The sequence below is a fragment of the Butyrivibrio sp. FC2001 genome, assembly GCF_000424125.1.
Lineage (GTDB): Bacteria > Bacillota > Clostridia > Lachnospirales > Lachnospiraceae > Butyrivibrio.
Window position 1 is genome coordinate 41,481 of record NZ_AUJH01000014.1, and the last position, 16,961, is coordinate 58,441.

16 protein-coding genes are annotated in these 16,961 nt (G+C 42.0%); all 16 read left to right on the forward strand.

Going from position 1 to position 16,961, the window contains the following annotated elements:
• The first annotated feature begins 20 nt into the window (after window positions 1-20).
• Window positions 21-1,595, forward strand: coding sequence for an extracellular solute-binding protein (locus G601_RS0108260; RefSeq protein WP_026665051.1), 1,575 nt, complete (start codon window positions 21-23; stop codon window positions 1,593-1,595).
• A gap of 20 nt (window positions 1,596-1,615) precedes the next feature.
• Window positions 1,616-2,167 (forward strand): DJ-1 family glyoxalase III, encoded by a 552-nt coding sequence (locus tag G601_RS0108265; RefSeq protein WP_026665052.1) that lies wholly within the window; start codon window positions 1,616-1,618, stop codon window positions 2,165-2,167.
• Window positions 2,168-2,175: 8 nt separating this feature from the next.
• The gene (locus tag G601_RS0108270; protein ID WP_026491315.1) at window positions 2,176-2,667 is read left to right on the forward strand and encodes a CYTH domain-containing protein; all 492 of its coding nucleotides are present in this window, start codon (window positions 2,176-2,178) and stop codon (window positions 2,665-2,667) included.
• 165 nt (window positions 2,668-2,832) lie between these two features.
• Window positions 2,833-4,278, forward strand: a complete 1,446-nt coding sequence (tig, locus tag G601_RS22485) for a trigger factor (protein ID WP_035790516.1) — start codon at window positions 2,833-2,835, stop codon at window positions 4,276-4,278.
• A gap of 60 nt (window positions 4,279-4,338) precedes the next feature.
• Window positions 4,339-4,992 (forward strand): ATP-dependent Clp endopeptidase proteolytic subunit ClpP, encoded by a 654-nt coding sequence (clpP, locus tag G601_RS0108280; protein ID WP_081673447.1) that lies wholly within the window; start codon window positions 4,339-4,341, stop codon window positions 4,990-4,992.
• Window positions 4,993-5,038: 46 nt separating this feature from the next.
• Window positions 5,039-6,313 carry an ATP-dependent Clp protease ATP-binding subunit ClpX gene (clpX, locus tag G601_RS0108285; protein ID WP_026491312.1) on the forward strand — a complete coding sequence of 425 codons (1,275 nt, stop codon included), beginning with the start codon at window positions 5,039-5,041 and terminating at the stop codon, window positions 6,311-6,313.
• Between the two features lie 69 nt (window positions 6,314-6,382).
• Window positions 6,383-6,997, forward strand: a complete 615-nt coding sequence (yihA, locus tag G601_RS0108290) for a ribosome biogenesis GTP-binding protein YihA/YsxC (RefSeq protein WP_026665054.1) — start codon at window positions 6,383-6,385, stop codon at window positions 6,995-6,997.
• 20 nt (window positions 6,998-7,017) lie between these two features.
• On the forward strand, window positions 7,018-7,695 hold the full coding sequence (locus G601_RS0108295) for an HdeD family acid-resistance protein (RefSeq protein ID WP_026665055.1): 678 nt from the start codon (window positions 7,018-7,020) through the stop codon (window positions 7,693-7,695).
• Between the two features lie 287 nt (window positions 7,696-7,982).
• Window positions 7,983-10,574: an ATP-dependent chaperone ClpB gene (clpB, locus tag G601_RS0108300; protein ID WP_026665056.1), complete on the forward strand. Its 2,592-nt coding sequence runs from the start codon at window positions 7,983-7,985 to the stop codon at window positions 10,572-10,574.
• On the forward strand, window positions 10,574-10,756 hold the full coding sequence (locus tag G601_RS0108305) for a DUF4250 domain-containing protein (RefSeq protein WP_026491308.1): 183 nt from the start codon (window positions 10,574-10,576) through the stop codon (window positions 10,754-10,756). The genes clpB and G601_RS0108305 overlap by 1 nt, the downstream gene beginning before the upstream one ends.
• Window positions 10,757-10,964: 208 nt before the next feature.
• Complete coding sequence (locus tag G601_RS22490) at window positions 10,965-11,459, forward strand: cyclic nucleotide-binding domain-containing protein (protein ID WP_196808847.1); 495 nt, start codon at window positions 10,965-10,967, stop codon at window positions 11,457-11,459.
• A gap of 52 nt (window positions 11,460-11,511) precedes the next feature.
• Complete coding sequence (locus tag G601_RS0108315; RefSeq protein WP_081673448.1) at window positions 11,512-12,681, forward strand: FecR family protein; 1,170 nt, start codon at window positions 11,512-11,514, stop codon at window positions 12,679-12,681.
• 24 nt (window positions 12,682-12,705) lie between these two features.
• Window positions 12,706-13,521: an MBL fold metallo-hydrolase gene (locus tag G601_RS0108320; RefSeq protein WP_026491306.1), complete on the forward strand. Its 816-nt coding sequence runs from the start codon at window positions 12,706-12,708 to the stop codon at window positions 13,519-13,521.
• A 5-nt stretch (window positions 13,522-13,526) separates the two neighbouring features.
• Complete coding sequence (locus G601_RS22495; protein ID WP_051205682.1) at window positions 13,527-15,344, forward strand: CHASE2 domain-containing protein; 1,818 nt, start codon at window positions 13,527-13,529, stop codon at window positions 15,342-15,344.
• Between the two features lie 100 nt (window positions 15,345-15,444).
• A complete protein-coding gene (locus G601_RS0108330) occupies window positions 15,445-16,170 on the forward strand; it encodes a CpsB/CapC family capsule biosynthesis tyrosine phosphatase (RefSeq protein ID WP_026665058.1) in 726 nt (241 codons plus the stop codon).
• A gap of 52 nt (window positions 16,171-16,222) precedes the next feature.
• Entirely contained in the window at window positions 16,223-16,954 is a 732-nt protein-coding gene (locus G601_RS0108335; RefSeq protein WP_035785724.1) for a YveK family protein, read from the forward strand.
• The last annotated feature ends 7 nt before the right edge of the window (window positions 16,955-16,961 follow it).

The following is a 16,961-nucleotide window of genomic DNA, read 5'->3' on the forward strand; positions in this document are numbered from 1 at the left end:
AAGTTTAACGAGGACAGGCTATGCGTATTTTTTCCAGGACAATTAGCACGATTTTAACATTATCCCTGCTCGTTTCCTGTGCGGGATGTTCTATTTTTAAGTCAAAGGAAGAGGCTGCCACTGACTACTCAGCAGATGATGAAAACTCCATCACCTGCATGGTGTGGGACAGAGGTAATTTCCCCGAAGGATATACTGCCGATGATAACGCCCTTGCCAACTGGATAAGAGCAAAGGTGAAGGATGAGTATGGAATAAACCTCCATTTTGTAAGCGTGGACAGATCCACCTCTGACACCACCATAAAGAAGATGGTGGATGAGGGAACTGCTCCGGATATCATTTTCACCTATTCATCCTCGGTGTTTGGGTATATGACCAAGCAGGGTAAGGTCACTGATCTTACGGATTCGCTGGAAAAATACGGCGATAACATTAAAAAATATATTGGCGACATTCAGTATATGGGAGCCTACAATGATCTTCAGGTTGCAGTAATGATGAGAAGAGGCTTCAAAGCGCCCAGGCACATGGCTTATATAAGAAAAGACTGGTGCGATATGATGGGCATGGATGTTCCTACTAATAAAAAGCAGCTTATTGAGTATCTGTATGCTGTTAAGGAACAAAATCCCGCAGGTGTTGATAACGTGATTCCCTGGGCTATGGGTGGGGATATTCATTCGGAACGTTTTTATCAGGGCTTTGTGGGATCCTATGTGGATGGTCTTTCTGACAGGGATGCATTTATTTACGCAGAGAGATATATGGTGGTTGCTAACGGCGCCATAGAAGGAATAAGAGAACTAAACAGGCTGTATAATGATGGGATAATCTCACTTGATTTTACGGCTGATACGGATAATTCCAAATATATAAAGGATGTCACCGAGGGCAGGGCAGGATTTTTCGTTGATGATACAATGTCTCCTTTTACATATATTTCTGAAATGAAGAAGACTGATCAGAAGGTCGAGGTGAGTCCGCTACTGTGCTTTGATCTTAAGGATGGTGGATATCGCAATGTAACAGAGCCTGATTATGGTTTGTATGTAATGGTTCCGGCATCCAGTAAGAATAAGACAGATGCCGTTATCAAATATCTGAACTGGCTTGCCGATCCTGCTATAGCTGAGATGGTCAACTATACTCCGGATCATGAAAAGACTGAAGAAGGTGCAGCAATGGCCATGGCGAAGGATGCGCTGTTCAGTCATGGATATCCCGGCAATCCGGATGATTACTGCATTGTGAATCGGCATTTTGATTTTGTTGATAAAAAAGGCGCTCAGGTTTCCACATGGACTCAGAACTGCAAGTGGGAGACTGAGGAGTGGTTTGATTATTTCTATGATCTGTGCGTACAGGATCAGTTTACGTTCCCCGGAAACAGTCTGGTACTGGATTCGGAAGCAAAATATCAGGTGGATCTTGATACAGCACTTGTGGAATATGTTTACAATCTTATGTGCTGTCCTCCTGCTGATTTCGACAGAATGCAGGAAGAGGAATATGGACGTCTTAAGTCAATGGGACTTGAGGAGGTTCTTGAGGAACGCGGCGGCTTATATGACAGTGGTATATTAAGAAATTGAATTTAGGGAGGATATGAAAAATGGCTAATATTGCAATTTTCCTGGCAGAGGGCTTTGAGGAAATCGAGGCACTTACCGTGGTGGATATCTGCAGAAGAGCAGGTCTTGCTATTGATATGGTTTCAGTTATGGGAGCTCTTCAGGTAACAGGCTCTCATGGAATAGAGGTTAAAGCTGACAAGCTTCTTGATGACGTGAAATTCGATGAGATGGATATGCTGGTTCTTCCTGGCGGAATGCCCGGAACAACTAATCTTGAAAAGACAGAGAAGCTCATGGAACAGGTAAGAGCCTTTGATGCAGCAAAGAGATATATCAGCGCAATCTGTGCTGCTCCCGGAGTATTTGGAAGAGCGGGGCTCTTACAGGGCAAAAAAGCCTGCGTTTTCCCGGGGCTTGAAGGTGAGCTTAAGGGCGCGGATGTTCAGATGACAGAAACTACTGTTGACGGACATATCCTTACAAGCCGCGGAATGGGAACAGCAATTCCCTTCGGGCTTGCTATCGTAGAGCGCTTCTGTGGTAAAGAGACTGCGGATGAACTCGGTAAGAAAATTGTTTTTAGGGTGTGATTTAAGTAATGGGATTAGAAATTGAGAGAAAATTTACTGTAAAGGAATTACCTGAAAATCTGGAGCAGTATGAGGTTCATGTTATCGAGCAGGGCTATCTTAATGTGGTTCCTGCCATCAGAGTTAGAAGACAGGATGACGAGTACTACATGACATATAAGTGCCATAAGGATTTTGCGGGTGCACATTTCGAAGGCGAAGATGGCGATATAGGTCAGATCGAGTACAACATGCCTCTTGATAAAACAGCATACGAGCATCTTGTTGAGAAGGCAGATGGGAATGTAATAAGAAAGAAGAGATATATCATTCCTATTGAAAATGGATTAAAAATAGAGCTTGATGTTTTCGGGGCTCCCTATGATGGAAGGATTCTTGCCGAGGTGGAGTTTCCCGATGAGAAGGCGGCAGCTGATTATAAGCCTGCTGACTGGTTTTTAGAGGACGTTACGGGAGATGTGAGATACAGTAATGCTCACATGAGTACCGAGAAACTCTGAGTTTTTCACTATTTTCAAATTAATATGGAAAAAGGAAAAGACCTGTGCTATAATCTTTAGGCGACTGTGCCGAGGAAAGTTAGCACAGGTCGTTTTAATATAGATAAATAACACAAAACTGTGTAAAGATTTATTTCATATGTATTCATAGGAGGAAACATTTCAATGAGCGTATCAGTAGAAAAGCTCGAGAAGAGCATGGCTAAGCTTACAATCGAAGTAGCAGCTGAGTCTTTTGACAAGGCAATCGACAAGGTTTACAACAAGCAGAAGAATAAGATCCAGATCCCTGGATTCCGTAAGGGTAAGGCTCCCCGTCATATGATCGAGCGTATGTACGGTAAGGAAGTATTCTTCGAGGATGCTGCTAACGAAGTTATCAACGAGGAGTATCCCAAGGCTGTTGAGGAGTGCGGTGAGGACGTTGTTTCTAACCCTGATATCGAAGTATCACAGATCGAGGCTGGTAAGCCTTTCATCTTTACAGCAACTGTAGCTCTTAAGCCCGAGGTTAAGCTTGGTAAGTACAAGGGCGTTGAGGTTGAGAAGATGGATCTTGACGTAACTGAGGACGAGATCAACGCTGAGATCGACCAGGAGCGTAACAGAAACGCCAGAACAATCGACGTTACAGATCGTAAGGTTGAGGATGGCGATATCGTAACTCTTGATTTCGAGGGATTTGTTGACGGTGTTGCTTTCGAAGGTGGTAAGGGCACAGATTATCCTCTTACAATCGGTTCAGGTTCATTCATCCCTGGATTCGAGGAGCAGCTTGTAGGCTTCGAGATTGGCAAAGAGGGTGAAGTTAACGTAACATTCCCTGAGGAGTATCACTCAGAGGATCTTGCTGGTAAGGATGCTACTTTTAAGTGCACAGTTAAGGCCATCAAGACTAGAGAGCTTCCTGAGCTCAATGATGAGTTTGCAAGCGATGTTTCAGATTTCGAGACAGTTGCTGAGTATAAAGAAGATGTAAAGAAGAAGCTTACAGAGCGTAAAGAGGCTGAGGCTAAGGCTAAGCGTGAGGATGAAGCAGTTAAGGCTGTTATCGAAGATTCTGAGATGGAGCTTCCTGAGAAGATGGTTGAGACACAGCAGCGTCAGATCGTTAACGATTTCGCTCAGAGACTTCAGTATCAGGGCATGAACATGCAGCAGTACATGCAGTACACAGGCAACACAGCTGAGCAGCTCTTAGAGCAGGTTAAGCCTCAGGCTGTAGAGCGTATCCAGTCAAGACTTGTTCTTGAGGCAGTTGCAGCAGCTGAGAAGTTCGAGATCGCTGAGAACGAGATCCAGGAAGAGCTCGAGAAGATGGCTAAGCAGTACAACATGGAAGTTGAGAAGGTTAAGGAGCTTATGGGCGACCGTGAGATCAAGAGCCTTAAGGATGACCTCCTTGTTCAGAAGGCAGCAGCTTTCCTTGTAGAGAACGCTAAGGAAGTTGGCGCTAAGAAGACAACAAGAAAGGCAGCAGCTAAGAAGTCTGATGATGCAGCTGAGGAGAAGCCGAAGCGCACACGCAAGACTGCAGCTAAGAAGGACGATGATGCAGCTGAGGAGAAGCCGAAGCGCACACGTAAGACAACAAAGAAGACAGAAGAGTAATATAGCAGCCCTCCCGGAAACGGGAGGGTTTTTTTCGCATAGTTGCGCATATTCAATAAAATGGGGTATAATGATTTGGTATTATATACTAAATATAACAGAGAGGAAGCGAATCATATGAGTTTAATACCTTATGTCATAGAGCAGACGAGCCGCGGAGAGCGCTCATACGATATTTATTCAAGACTTTTAAAGGAACGTATTGTATTCCTTGGTGAGGAGGTCAATTCTGTTTCTGCAAGCGTTGTAGTTGCACAGCTCCTTTTCCTTGAGGCAGAGGATCCCAGCAAGGATATCCACATGTATATCAACAGCCCCGGTGGAGAGATTACTTCCGGTATGGCTATTTATGATACCATGCATTACATCAAGTGCGATGTAAGCACAATCTGTATCGGTATGGCAGCAAGTATGGGTGCATTCCTTCTTGCAGGTGGTGCAAAGGGCAAGCGTATGGCACTTCCCAATGCTGAGATCATGATTCACCAGCCCCTTGGCGGAACTCAGGGTCAGGCTACTGAGATTGAGATCGCAGCTAAGCACATCATTCGTACAAAAGAAAAACTGAATACACTCTTATCAGAGAACACAGGTAAGGACTATGCTCAGATCGCAGCTGACACAGAACGTGATAACTGGATGACAGCTCAGGAAGCTTTAGAGTACGGTCTTATTGATTCTGTTATCGAGTCAAGACCTAAGGAAGAAAAATAAGGATAAATAATTTTATATTATAAGATTTTTAAAAGGAAAATAAATTATGGCAGGAAAAAACAACGGTGAAATTCGTTGCTCATTTTGTAACAAGACACAGAATCAGGTTAAAAAGCTGATTGCCGGTCCCGCAGGTGTTTATATCTGTGACGAGTGTGTTGATATCTGTGCTGATATCATCGAGGAAGAGTTCGAGGATGAGCCGATAGCACACGACGACAGGGACATCAATCTTTTGAAGCCTGTTGAGATCAAGAACTTCCTTGACGATTATGTAATCGGACAGGATGAAGCTAAGAAGGTTCTTTCTGTGGCTGTTTACAATCACTACAAGCGTGTTATGGCGCCTAAGGCTCATAATAACGATGATGAGGTTGAGCTTCAGAAGAGTAACATCATAATGGTTGGTCCTACAGGTTCCGGTAAGACTTACCTGGCTCAGACACTTGCGAAGATCATAAATGTTCCCTTTGCAATTGCTGATGCGACAACCCTTACAGAGGCCGGATATGTCGGCGAGGATGTTGAGAACATTCTCTTAAAGCTTATTCAGGCAGCTGATTATGATGTTGAGCGTGCACAGTACGGCATCGTTTACATCGATGAGATTGATAAGATAACCAAGAAGAGCGAGAACGTTTCAATCACCCGTGATGTATCAGGCGAAGGTGTTCAGCAGGCACTTCTTAAGATAATCGAGGGTACTACAGCAAGCGTTCCTCCGCAGGGCGGACGTAAGCATCCTCATCAGGAGCTTATCCAGATAGATACATCCAATATTCTGTTCATCTGTGGTGGTGCTTTTGATGGCCTTGATAAGATTGTAGAGGCGAGACTTGATCGCAACTCAATCGGTTTTAACGCTGAGATAGCTGATAAGAGCGAGCGTGAGATCGGTGAAGTATTAAAAGAGGTTACACCTCAGGATCTCACCAAGTTCGGACTTATCCCTGAGTTTGTAGGTCGTGTTCCAATCTGTGTAACTCTTGAAGGTCTGAACAAGGACGCTCTCGTCAGAATCCTTACAGAGCCCAAGAATGCTCTTGTTAAGCAGTATCAGAAGCTGTTTGACTTTGATGACGTTAAGCTTTCATTCGAGGATGATGCAATCGATAAGATCGCAGAGATGGCTCATGAGAGAAAGACAGGAGCAAGAGGCTTAAGGTCTATCATGGAAAAGGCTATGATGGATGTTATGTATGAGATTCCTTCAGATGACAACATTTCAGAGTGTGTTGTTACTGAGGAAGCAGTAAGTGGTTCTTCAAGTCCTCTGATTGTTTACAAGGATGAGGCTAAGAGACTTAAGCCTGCTAAATAAATAATGGCTGAAATAATAAGGCAGAGATGAGCTTCATCCCTGCCTTTTAAATCACTTAGCGAGGTTTTTATGGTAATTAAGAAAGTAAATTTAGAAACAGTAATAGGAATTACAAGTAAGCTCCCCCAGAATGATAAGCCGGAGTTTGCTTTTGCAGGAAAAAGTAATGTGGGAAAATCCTCATTGATAAACGGCTTAATGAACCGCAAGCATTATGCCCGTGTCAGTCAGGAGCCCGGTAAAACTCAGACTATCAACTATTACAATATAAATAATGAGTTTTATCTGGTGGATCTTCCGGGATACGGTTTTGCCAAGGTTCCTGAATCAGTAAAGAAACAGTGGGGTAAGATGATTGAGAATTATCTCAATAAGTCAGTGATGCTAAAGCAGGTTTTCCTACTCATAGACATAAGGCATGAGCCTTCTGCCAATGACAGGATGATGTATGACTGGATAGTTTCTCAGGGAGTTAATCCCATCATTATTGCTACTAAATCAGATAAGATTAAGCCCAGTCAGCATGAGAAGCATATTCAGATGATCAAGGACACACTGGGAATGCCTGAGGATGGTCTGGTGCTTCTTTTTTCTGCGCAGAGTAAGGCAGGAAGGGAAGAGATATATGAGCTTATGGATAAGCTTCTTGAGGAGTGTGCTACAGGAGAAGAGACTGAAGAATAATTATATTTGAGGTGCTTGGTATGAAATTCTTTGTGAAGTTAAAAACTAATTTTCTGGTGGATGCCCTGATACTTATAGCGGTTGGTGCTCTGCTGATATTTTTGCCGGGGACTACACTTAATCTGCTTACCAAGGTGATCGGTGGCGTGGTACTTGCTGCGGGAGTTATATCCATTGTGACCAGCCTGTTTTCCAAGAATCAGGGACTTATCGCGAGGAACAGCTCTATTGGATTTGGCCTGGTTATAGCTGTGCTTGGTGTATGGATACTTCTCAATCCGCACTTTTTTGAATCCATTATTCCTGTTATTGCAGGTGTGATAATGCTCTTTTCGGGTCTAATGAATCTTGGAGAGACCCTGAGCCTTGGAAGAAGTAAGTATGGAAACTGGTGGATCGCACTTATTCTTGCTGTACTTACTGTGGCAGGCGGACTTTACCTGGTGCTGAATCCTGTTACAACCATGAAGTATATTGTACAGATAATCGGTGCTGCACTTGCCTATAATGGTATTTCCAATCTGTGGATCGTATCAAGGATACATAAGGTTGATAAGATGGCTCAGAAAAATATCGTTGATGGAGAGGCTACCGTGGTGGATGTGGAAGAAGCACCTGCCGGTTCTTTTGATCAGGAGAGCCAGAGAAAAATAGTCGACAAAGAAATAATCGATGTTGAGGGTAAAGAAATAAACTGATAGTGATAATGCCGTAGAATGCGATATTTCTGCGGCATTTTTTATGATATAGGAAATTTCTCCGAAATTCCTATATCATAAAAAGCGCTCCGCTATGGATGCGCACTCGCGCGATAGGAATATGTTGCCTTCAGCAACCGCGCTCGGCGCGAGAATGTCGCAAGCGACATTCTTTCGAAAAAAAGAATTAGCACTCACTATTGACGAGTGCTAATAATCGTGTTATAACAGTTGTAGAACAAAGATTATTGTAAGCGGCCGAAACGTTTTTTAGTGAGGTAACTGTTATGAAGATAGATAGATTCACACAAAAATCAATTGAAGCAGTTCAGAATATGGAGAAGGTGGCTCTTGATTATGGCAACCAGGAGATAGAGCAGGAGCACCTCTTATACAGCCTTCTGACAATACAGGATAGTATAGTTCCCAAGCTTATTGAGAAGATGGGAATTGATAATACTGTATTTTTAAACAGAGTTGATGAGGCTTTAAAGAAGAGAACCAAGGTCCAGGGCGGAAGTCCCTATGTGGGCGCTGACCTTAACAAAGTGCTTCTTAAGAGCGAGGATGAGATGAAGGCAATGGGAGATGAGTATGTGTCTGTTGAGCACATTTTCCTCGCTATGCTTCATTATCCGAACCGCGAGATGATAAATATATTCCAGGCTTTTGGTATAGACAGGAACAGATTCCTTCAGGCCCTGTCAGAGGTAAGGGGCAACCAGAAGGTGACCTCCGATAACCCAGAGGCGACCTACGACACCCTTGAGAAATACGGCACAGAGCTTGTGGCAAAGGCTAAGGCACAGAAGCTTGAGCCTGTAATTGGCAGAGATGCCGAGATTAGAAATGTAGTAAGAATTCTGTCCAGAAAGACAAAGAATAATCCGGTTCTGATTGGTGAACCCGGTGTAGGTAAGACTGCGGTTGTAGAGGCTCTTGCCCAGAGAATTGCAGAGGGTGACGTGCCTGAGAACTTAAAAGACAAGAAGATCTTTTCACTTGATATGGGCTCCCTTGTGGCAGGTGCCAAGTACAGAGGCGAATTTGAGGAGAGACTTAAGGCTGTCCTTCAGGATGTGAAGGAATCTGACGGAGAGATAATTCTTTTTATAGATGAGCTTCATACCATTGTGGGTGCCGGCAAAACAGACGGCGCGCTGGATGCAGGTAATATGCTAAAGCCCATGCTTGCAAGAGGAGAGCTCCACTGTATCGGTGCTACCACGCTTAATGAGTACAGACAATATATCGAGAAGGATGCGGCACTTGAGAGACGTTTCCAGCCGGTTATGGTTTCAGAGCCTACTGTTGAAGATACCATCAGTATCCTTAGAGGTCTTAAGGAGCGCTATGAGGTTTATCATGGTGTGAAAATTATGGACTCAGCTCTTGTCAGCGCTGCAACCTTAAGTAACAGATATATTTCAGACAGATTCCTTCCCGATAAGGCAATAGACCTTGTGGATGAAGCCTGTGCCCTTATTAAAACCGAGATGGATTCAATGCCTGCTGAGCTTGATGAGATGAATAGAAAGATCATGCAGATGCAGATTGAGGAAACGGCCCTTAAAAAGGAAGATGATTCCTTAAGTAAAGAGCGTCTTGAAAACCTTCAGAAGGAGCTGGCTGAGCTTAAGGCTGATTTTGATAACCAGAAGGCTCAGTGGACCAATGAAAAGGAAGCGGTGGACAGACTCGCTGTTATCCGTGAAGAGATAGAGAACGCCAGCAACGAGCTTCAGATTGCCCAGAGAAGAGGCGATTTTGAGAAGGCAAGTGAGCTTCAGTATGGCAGGATTCCCGAACTGAAAAAGCAGCTGGACGAAGAGGAGCAGAAGGTAGGCTCAAAGGATATGTCCCTTGTTCATGAGAGAGTATCCGATGAAGAGATAGCAAGGATTATCTCCAGATGGACAGGTATTCCTGTAGCAAAGCTTACTGAGAGTGAGAGAAATAAAACACTTCACCTTGAGGATGAGCTTCACAAGAGAGTTATCGGACAGGACGAAGCGGTTACCAAGGTTTCAGAGGCAATCATGAGATCCAAGGCAGGTATAAAGGATCTCGGAAAGCCTATCGGTTCATTCATGTTCCTTGGACCTACAGGTGTAGGTAAGACAGAACTTGCCAAGAGCCTTGCGGCATCACTTTTTGATGATGAAAATAATATAGTCAGAATCGACATGAGTGAGTACATGGAGAAGTTCAGCGTGTCCAGACTGATCGGAGCACCGCCCGGATATGTAGGATACGAGGAGGGTGGGCAGCTGACAGAGGCTGTAAGAAGAAAACCCTATGCAGTTGTACTTTTTGATGAAGTGGAAAAGGCACATCCTGATGTATTCAATGTTCTTCTTCAGATTCTGGATGATGGCCGTGTTACCGATTCTCAGGGAAGAACAGTGGACTTTAAGAACACTATTCTTATCATGACCTCTAATATAGGTGCACCATATCTTCTTGATGGAATCGAGGAGGATGGAACCATCAGCAAGGAAGCTGAGGAACTGACCATGAATGAGCTTCACGCCCGCTTTAGACCTGAGTTCCTGAACAGACTTGACGAAATGATTCTGTTCAAGCCTTTGACAAAGGATAATGTCAGTGGCATAGTTAAGCTTATCGTGGATGATCTTAACAGAAGATTATCAGACAGAGAGATAAGCATCAGGCTGACTCCTGCTGCAGAGCAGTTTGTAGCAGATAACGCATACGATGCCAACTATGGTGCAAGACCCGTTAAGAGATTTGTGCAGAAGCATGTTGAGACACTTTCAGCAAAGCTTATCCTGGAGGATAAGGTTATGCCTCACGACACTATCGAGATCGATGTGGAAGGTGATGCGCTGGTTGCCCATGCGGTGAAAGGAGAATGATGATACCAAAGGATCCGGTGATACTGTTGAGTTATATTAATACACAGTTAAGAGATAATTATAATAGTCTTGAAGACTTGGCTGAAGGATTATCTCTTGGTGAAGAAGAAATAAGCTCAATTATTGCCAAACTTGAAGGCATAGGATATAACTACAGCTCTGACGCTAATCAGTTTGTCTGATGCATTTTGTAAAAGGCATACAAATACAGAAACCTCAAATGGCTTAAAATAACCATTTGAGGTTTTTGTTTTATTTAATAAAGAGATAAGTCAACGATTTTATGTAAATTTAATAATCAATTATTCGCAATAGTTGTATCATTTATGTATAGAATTAAAAGAATTACAGTATTTTCTATTCAACTGAGATTGTGCGATGGGAGTACTTATGACTGATAAACATACCGTTATAACAAACCTTAAAGGATATGAAGATGGGCAGGTAGTTTTCAATGAAGGCGATGACAGCTGCTGTATGTATGATGTACAGAAGGGAAAGGTTGGTATTTTCCTGAACTACGGAACTGATAAGCAAAAGAAGATTGCAGAAATTGGCGCTGGCAGAGTATTTGGCGAAATGGGAATGGTTGAAGGCCTTCCCCGTTCGGCAACAGCAGTATCTTTATCTGAGTTTACAGTTCTTGCTGTGATAACATGGGAGACTCTCAGTCTTTATTTTAAAGCTAAACCTTCCAGAGTTGTCCAAATTATGCAACATACAAGCGATAGGTTGAGAGTGACAACAAAAGCCAATTCGGGGCTTAGAGCTTCAGTAGAACAGACTATTGAGAAAATTGAAAATGGTTGTTCAAGAGAAGATGCAAGTAAGCTTCTTAGGAAGGCTCTTGAGAATGTGGAGCAGGCTTTTGCTGAAAATAAGTAGATTCTAAATGAAGACTGCAATATAAATAGATTTTTTTGAGAAAGGTATTGTTATGAGGGGAGAAAAATCATACCATGACATTTGTTTTATTAGCGCAGGCAGGCGATTCATTTTGATTGCCCTTGTGCTTTTTGTATTTATTTCGTATGCAAAAGTAGATGTTAACGCTGCTGAGGTGAAAACTGATGCTGCAAATATAATGAGGATGGAAAAATACGAGGGGACTGTTGGAGTATCGGACGATAAAGGAAAAGCAATCTCTGTAATGGAGAAAATGAGATTAAACGACGGCAACCAGATTAGCACAAAGAAAAAGAGTTATGCATATATAAGTCTTGACGACACAAAGGCAGTTAAGCTTGATGCAGAAAGTTCATTGGAAGTACGAAAGACTGGGACAAAATACGAAGCTTTACTTGATTCCGGAAATTTGTTTTTTAATGTTTCAGAACCTTTGACTGACGATGAAGAATTTAATATAAAAACATCCTCCATGACAATGGGGATTAGAGGTACATGTGCCCAGATAGAAGATATTGATGCAGAGCATACGAAGGTATGCCTTTTGGAAGGAAGCCTTCAGTGTTCAATGAAAAACATAGCTACAGGTGAAGAGAAAACTGTAATGTTAATAGCAGGGCAGGCAGCAGACTTTTATTCATCGGGATTGAGGGTTGAAACAAGTGAAGTCAGCATAAGTGATCTAAAAGGCTTTGCACTACTTGAATTATATAATGATAAGGAGTTAACAGAAAAAATTTTTCAACAAAGCGGTCTTGATTTTAGAAAATTGTCTTATGAGACTGTAACCGCAAGGTTAAAAAAAGATCAAGGTAAAGCAGGAAGCAGGTTGGCAAAAACTAACGGTAAATCAAACAAAAAGCCTAACAGCAATCCTGGCAATAATTTAGATAATCGTATATATCAGCTTCCCATAGCATATGACCAGCCTAGTGAATCACCTTCAAATGGTAATGATCAGGAAAATAATAGTAATCCGGGTGATTCACAAACTAATGGGAATAATAATTCATCATCTGATTCTTCAAAGAAGTCAAAAAAGAAGAATAAGAAGAATAAAAAAAAGAAGGAAGATAATAAAAAGGACGAGGGAAATAAGGACGACGGAAATAAAGATGATGGCAATAAGGACGATGAAAAAAAAGATGACGACAAAAAGGATAAAATAGAAAGTCCGTCAGCATCCGCATATCAACATTAACGAATTATGAGGCTCAGTAATAAAATGATTAATGCGCAGTTTACGCTTACCATTCTTGGAGCACGTGGTTCAATTCCGGTAAGTGGTAGTGAATATAACGAATATGGTGGCGCTACGTCCTGCTATATGGTAGAAGCAGGAGATCAGGTAATATTTTTAGATGCTGGTACAGGCATAATCAATGCCCCTAATCTGGATGATAAGGAAAACATTTATGTTTTATTGTCGCATCCTCATCTTGATCATATTATTGGACTTCCCTTTTTCTCTGAACTATCAAAGAAGAATAGAACTATAACACTTTATGGAAAAAAGAAAAGGGGTAAATCAATTGATCTTCAGATAGAAAAGGCATACTCTCCGCCATATTGGCCATTGACTATAGCGGAATATCCTTCGGATTTTAAATATGTGGATTTGGAATTGCCATTGATAATAAAAGATCAGGGCGGTGATATTACTGTTGACGGAATAAAAGTCAGCCATCCGGGAGGTAATCTCGGTTTATCAATTTCATATAGGGAGAAAAAGCTTGTATACCTGACAGACTGTGAGCTGTCTGAGGAGCCTGACAATAAGATTGTAGAATTTGCAAAGGGAGCAGATTTGCTACTTTGTGATGCTCAGTATACCAGGGAAGAATATGACAAAAGAATAGGGTATGGACATTCTACGCCTGAAATGGCTTCGAAACTATCAGGTTTAGCAGGTGTAAAGCAGACACTTTTTATACATCATGATCCCTTTAGAGATGATAAGGCTATTCATAACCTTGAAAGGAAAACGCAGGATAAGAATATTAGATTTGCTAGGGCTGGTGAAAAAATCATATTGGGTTAATATATATGAAATGTTTAAAAAGCAAGAAAAAAATCATAATAAGTATAGCGGCAATGACTGTCGCTGTACTTTTTGTGTTTATGGCAAACTCCGGTTTACTGAACTATGCGGATGGAGTTGTGTCTGATGCAGTATATCAAAAGCAGAAGGCTACAGATGGAGAAATAGTTGTTGTTGGCATTGATCAGAAGGCTCTTCAAGAGATAGGACCTTTGCCTTGGTCAAGAGATATTATGGCAGATGTAATTTCCATTTTAAATAGTGGAGAGGAGAAACCGGCAGTTATAGCAGTAGATGTTCTTTATGTGGGCGAGAGTGCGAGTCCTGAAAATGATAGTTATCTTGCGAATGTTGCTGATTTTGGGGAGAATGTTGTTACAGCATCAGCGGCTACCTATGGCTCAGGAATTGTTGAAATTGGTGACAATTTTTATGCTGAAAAAAGAAAAGTACTGGCTTATGATGAACCATTTCCAGAGCTTGCTAAGGTTACCAATACTGGACATATAAATACAATGGCGGACTCGGATGGGATAATAAGGCATGCACTCCTAGCTATAGATGTACCTGGAAAAGGGACGGTAAAGTCTTTTTCGAGAACTATTTATGAGAAGTATTGTGAAGTAAAAGGTATTGCGGTAAATCCGGAACCACCGACAATAAAAGGTTTTTTTTATATACCGTTCACTGGAAAAGGTGGTGCTTACTATGATTTTATTTCAGCCTCGGATATCTATTATGGTGAAGTTGATCCGGACTTTTTTGCAGGAAAAATTGTGCTTATTGGACCATATGCAGCAGGGCTTCAGGATGAATACCGGACCTCGATTGACCATGCTGCTCCGACATATGGGATAGAGATTCATGCAAATCTGGTTGAAGCTTTTCGAAACGGTTTTTATCCGATAGAGGCATCGAAAGCCCTTCAACTGGTATTGTTATTTTTTATTACTTTCGTTATGTTTATTTTCTTCTATGATAGGAAAGTATTGCATTCTGTAGTCGGAGAAATAATCGTTTGTTTGGGGACTATCTTGTTAGCATACTTGCTGTACCATACAGGCGGTATAGTGCTTCATGTTCTTTGGATACCTCTTTTTGTAAGCATACTGTTTGTGGTATCCATTGCGATTAATTATATAAAGACAAGTAATGAGAAAAGAAAAGTTGCTGATACGTTCGGCCATTATGTGGATCCTGTGATAATGAAACAACTTTTGGAGCAAGGAACATCTGCTCTTGAACTCGGTGGGAAGATGCATGATATAGCTGTTCTTTTTGTGGATATCCGAGGTTTTACCACAATGAGTGAGAGCTTGGATCCTCCTACTGTTGTGGAGATAATAAATTCATATTTGACTCTGACTACAGAGTGTATTATGAAAAATCATGGTACACTGGATAAGTTTGTGGGAGATTGTACAATGGCATTTTGGAATGCGCCTCTTTCCCAAGAAGATCCAGTGTATCTTGCCTGCTGTGCGGCCATGGATATGGTAGAGGGCTCAAAGGCTCTTGGAGAGCAGCTTTTGGAAAAGTATGGAAGAACAGTTTCTTTTGGCATAGGAGTTAATTGGGGTCCTGCAGTTGTTGGTAATATTGGAGCGCCTCGAAGAATGGACTATACAGCCATTGGAGATACAGTAAATACTTCAGCAAGGCTTGAAGCAAATGCACCTGGTGGCAAAATTCTTATTTCAAGGGCGGTTGCGGATATTCTTGGTGATAGAGCAAAGGTGACTTCTCTTGGGGATTCTATAAAGCTCAAAGGGAAGGCCGATGGTTTTGAAATTTTAACATTAGATGAGCTTATAAGAAAATGAGTGTAATCATAAAAAACTCCTTTTGTGCACTATTGCTATAAAAATCAACATGTTGTAAAATATATTGTGTATAAGTACAAGTTGTAGTGGGGAGTTTTTCGTGGTTCCATCAATTGATATTCATTGCCATATATTGCCCGGCGTGGATGATGGCTCACCTGATATTGAGACCAGTCTGGCTATGCTAAAGACTGCGATTTCAGAGGGTACCAAGGGCATGATCCTGACGCCGCATCATAAGCCTATGCATCACAATGTACGTCCGGATCATCTGATCGAGTACACTGCGCAGCTTATGGACAGGGCACACGAAAAGGGCATCAATGTTCAGCTTTTCCCCGGAAATGAAATATACTACAGCGATTCTACTGTTAAAGAGCTTGAAAGCGGCAGAGCTTCTACTCTTGCAGGTTCGGAATACGTGCTTATAGAGTTCCATCCCACGGATATGTATAAGACCATACATAATGCGTTGTATGCGGTTCAGTCAGCGGGATACATGCCGATACTGGCTCATGTTGAGCGCTATGCGGATATGGCCAAGCATGTGAAGTATGTCGATGAGCTGCTTGATATGGGAATATACATCCAGGTGAATGCCAACAGCGTAATGGGGAAGTATGGACTTGGAATAAGGCATTTTGCCAGAGAATTATTGAAGCGGGATATGGTACATTTTGTTGCAACCGATGCTCATGACAATGGCTCCAGAGCACCACATCTTCTTGATTGCAGGGATTATGTGGAAGGGAAATTCGGAGAGCAGTACGCGCTGAAGATTTTTCATGACAATGCAATGAAGGTACTTAGGAACGAAGTAATATAGAACTTAATAGGGTTCAGACAGATTAACATTATTATATATTTATGAGGGTTGTATGGGAAAAGATGATGTTATTGAAATTAATCTGGGTGAGTTGTTTGCAGTTCTGATCGGACGTGCCTGGCTTATCTTAAGCGCAGGAGTGTTCTTTGCATTACTGTGTCTTTTTGTCAGTAAATTCGTACTGACTCCTTTATATTCCTCAACTACAAAGATTTATATATTGAACAAGGAAGAGGGTGCTACGGTAACCTATTCGGATGTGCAGATTTCCACGCAGCTGACGCAGGATTATGCACAGCTGATTAAGAGCAGATATGTGCTCGAGGAGGTTATCCAGACACTTCACCTTGACATGGAATACGATGAGTTCAACGACCATGTATCTATCAGCACTCCTGATGATACCCGTATCGTTGCCATAACAGTCAGGGATTCGGATCCCATGATGGCTATGAAGGAAGCTAACTGCGTGCGAGAGGTTGCATCAAAGCACATTCAGAATGTTATGGATATTGATGCTATCAATATAGCAGAGCTTGCTAACATGCCTACAGAAAAGTATAGTCCCAGTCCCAAGAGATGGACTATGATAGGCGGAATCGCAGCAGTTGTGATTGTTTCAGCGGTGATAATCCTTAACTATCTTATGGATGATACCATTAAGTCCAGTGATGATATCGAGGCTTATCTTGGTCTTAGTACGTTGGCAATGATACCTTCCATAACGGATGAGCAGACCAGTAAGAAAAAGCATAGTAAGTCAAAGAGCAGGAATACTGCATAAATGGCAT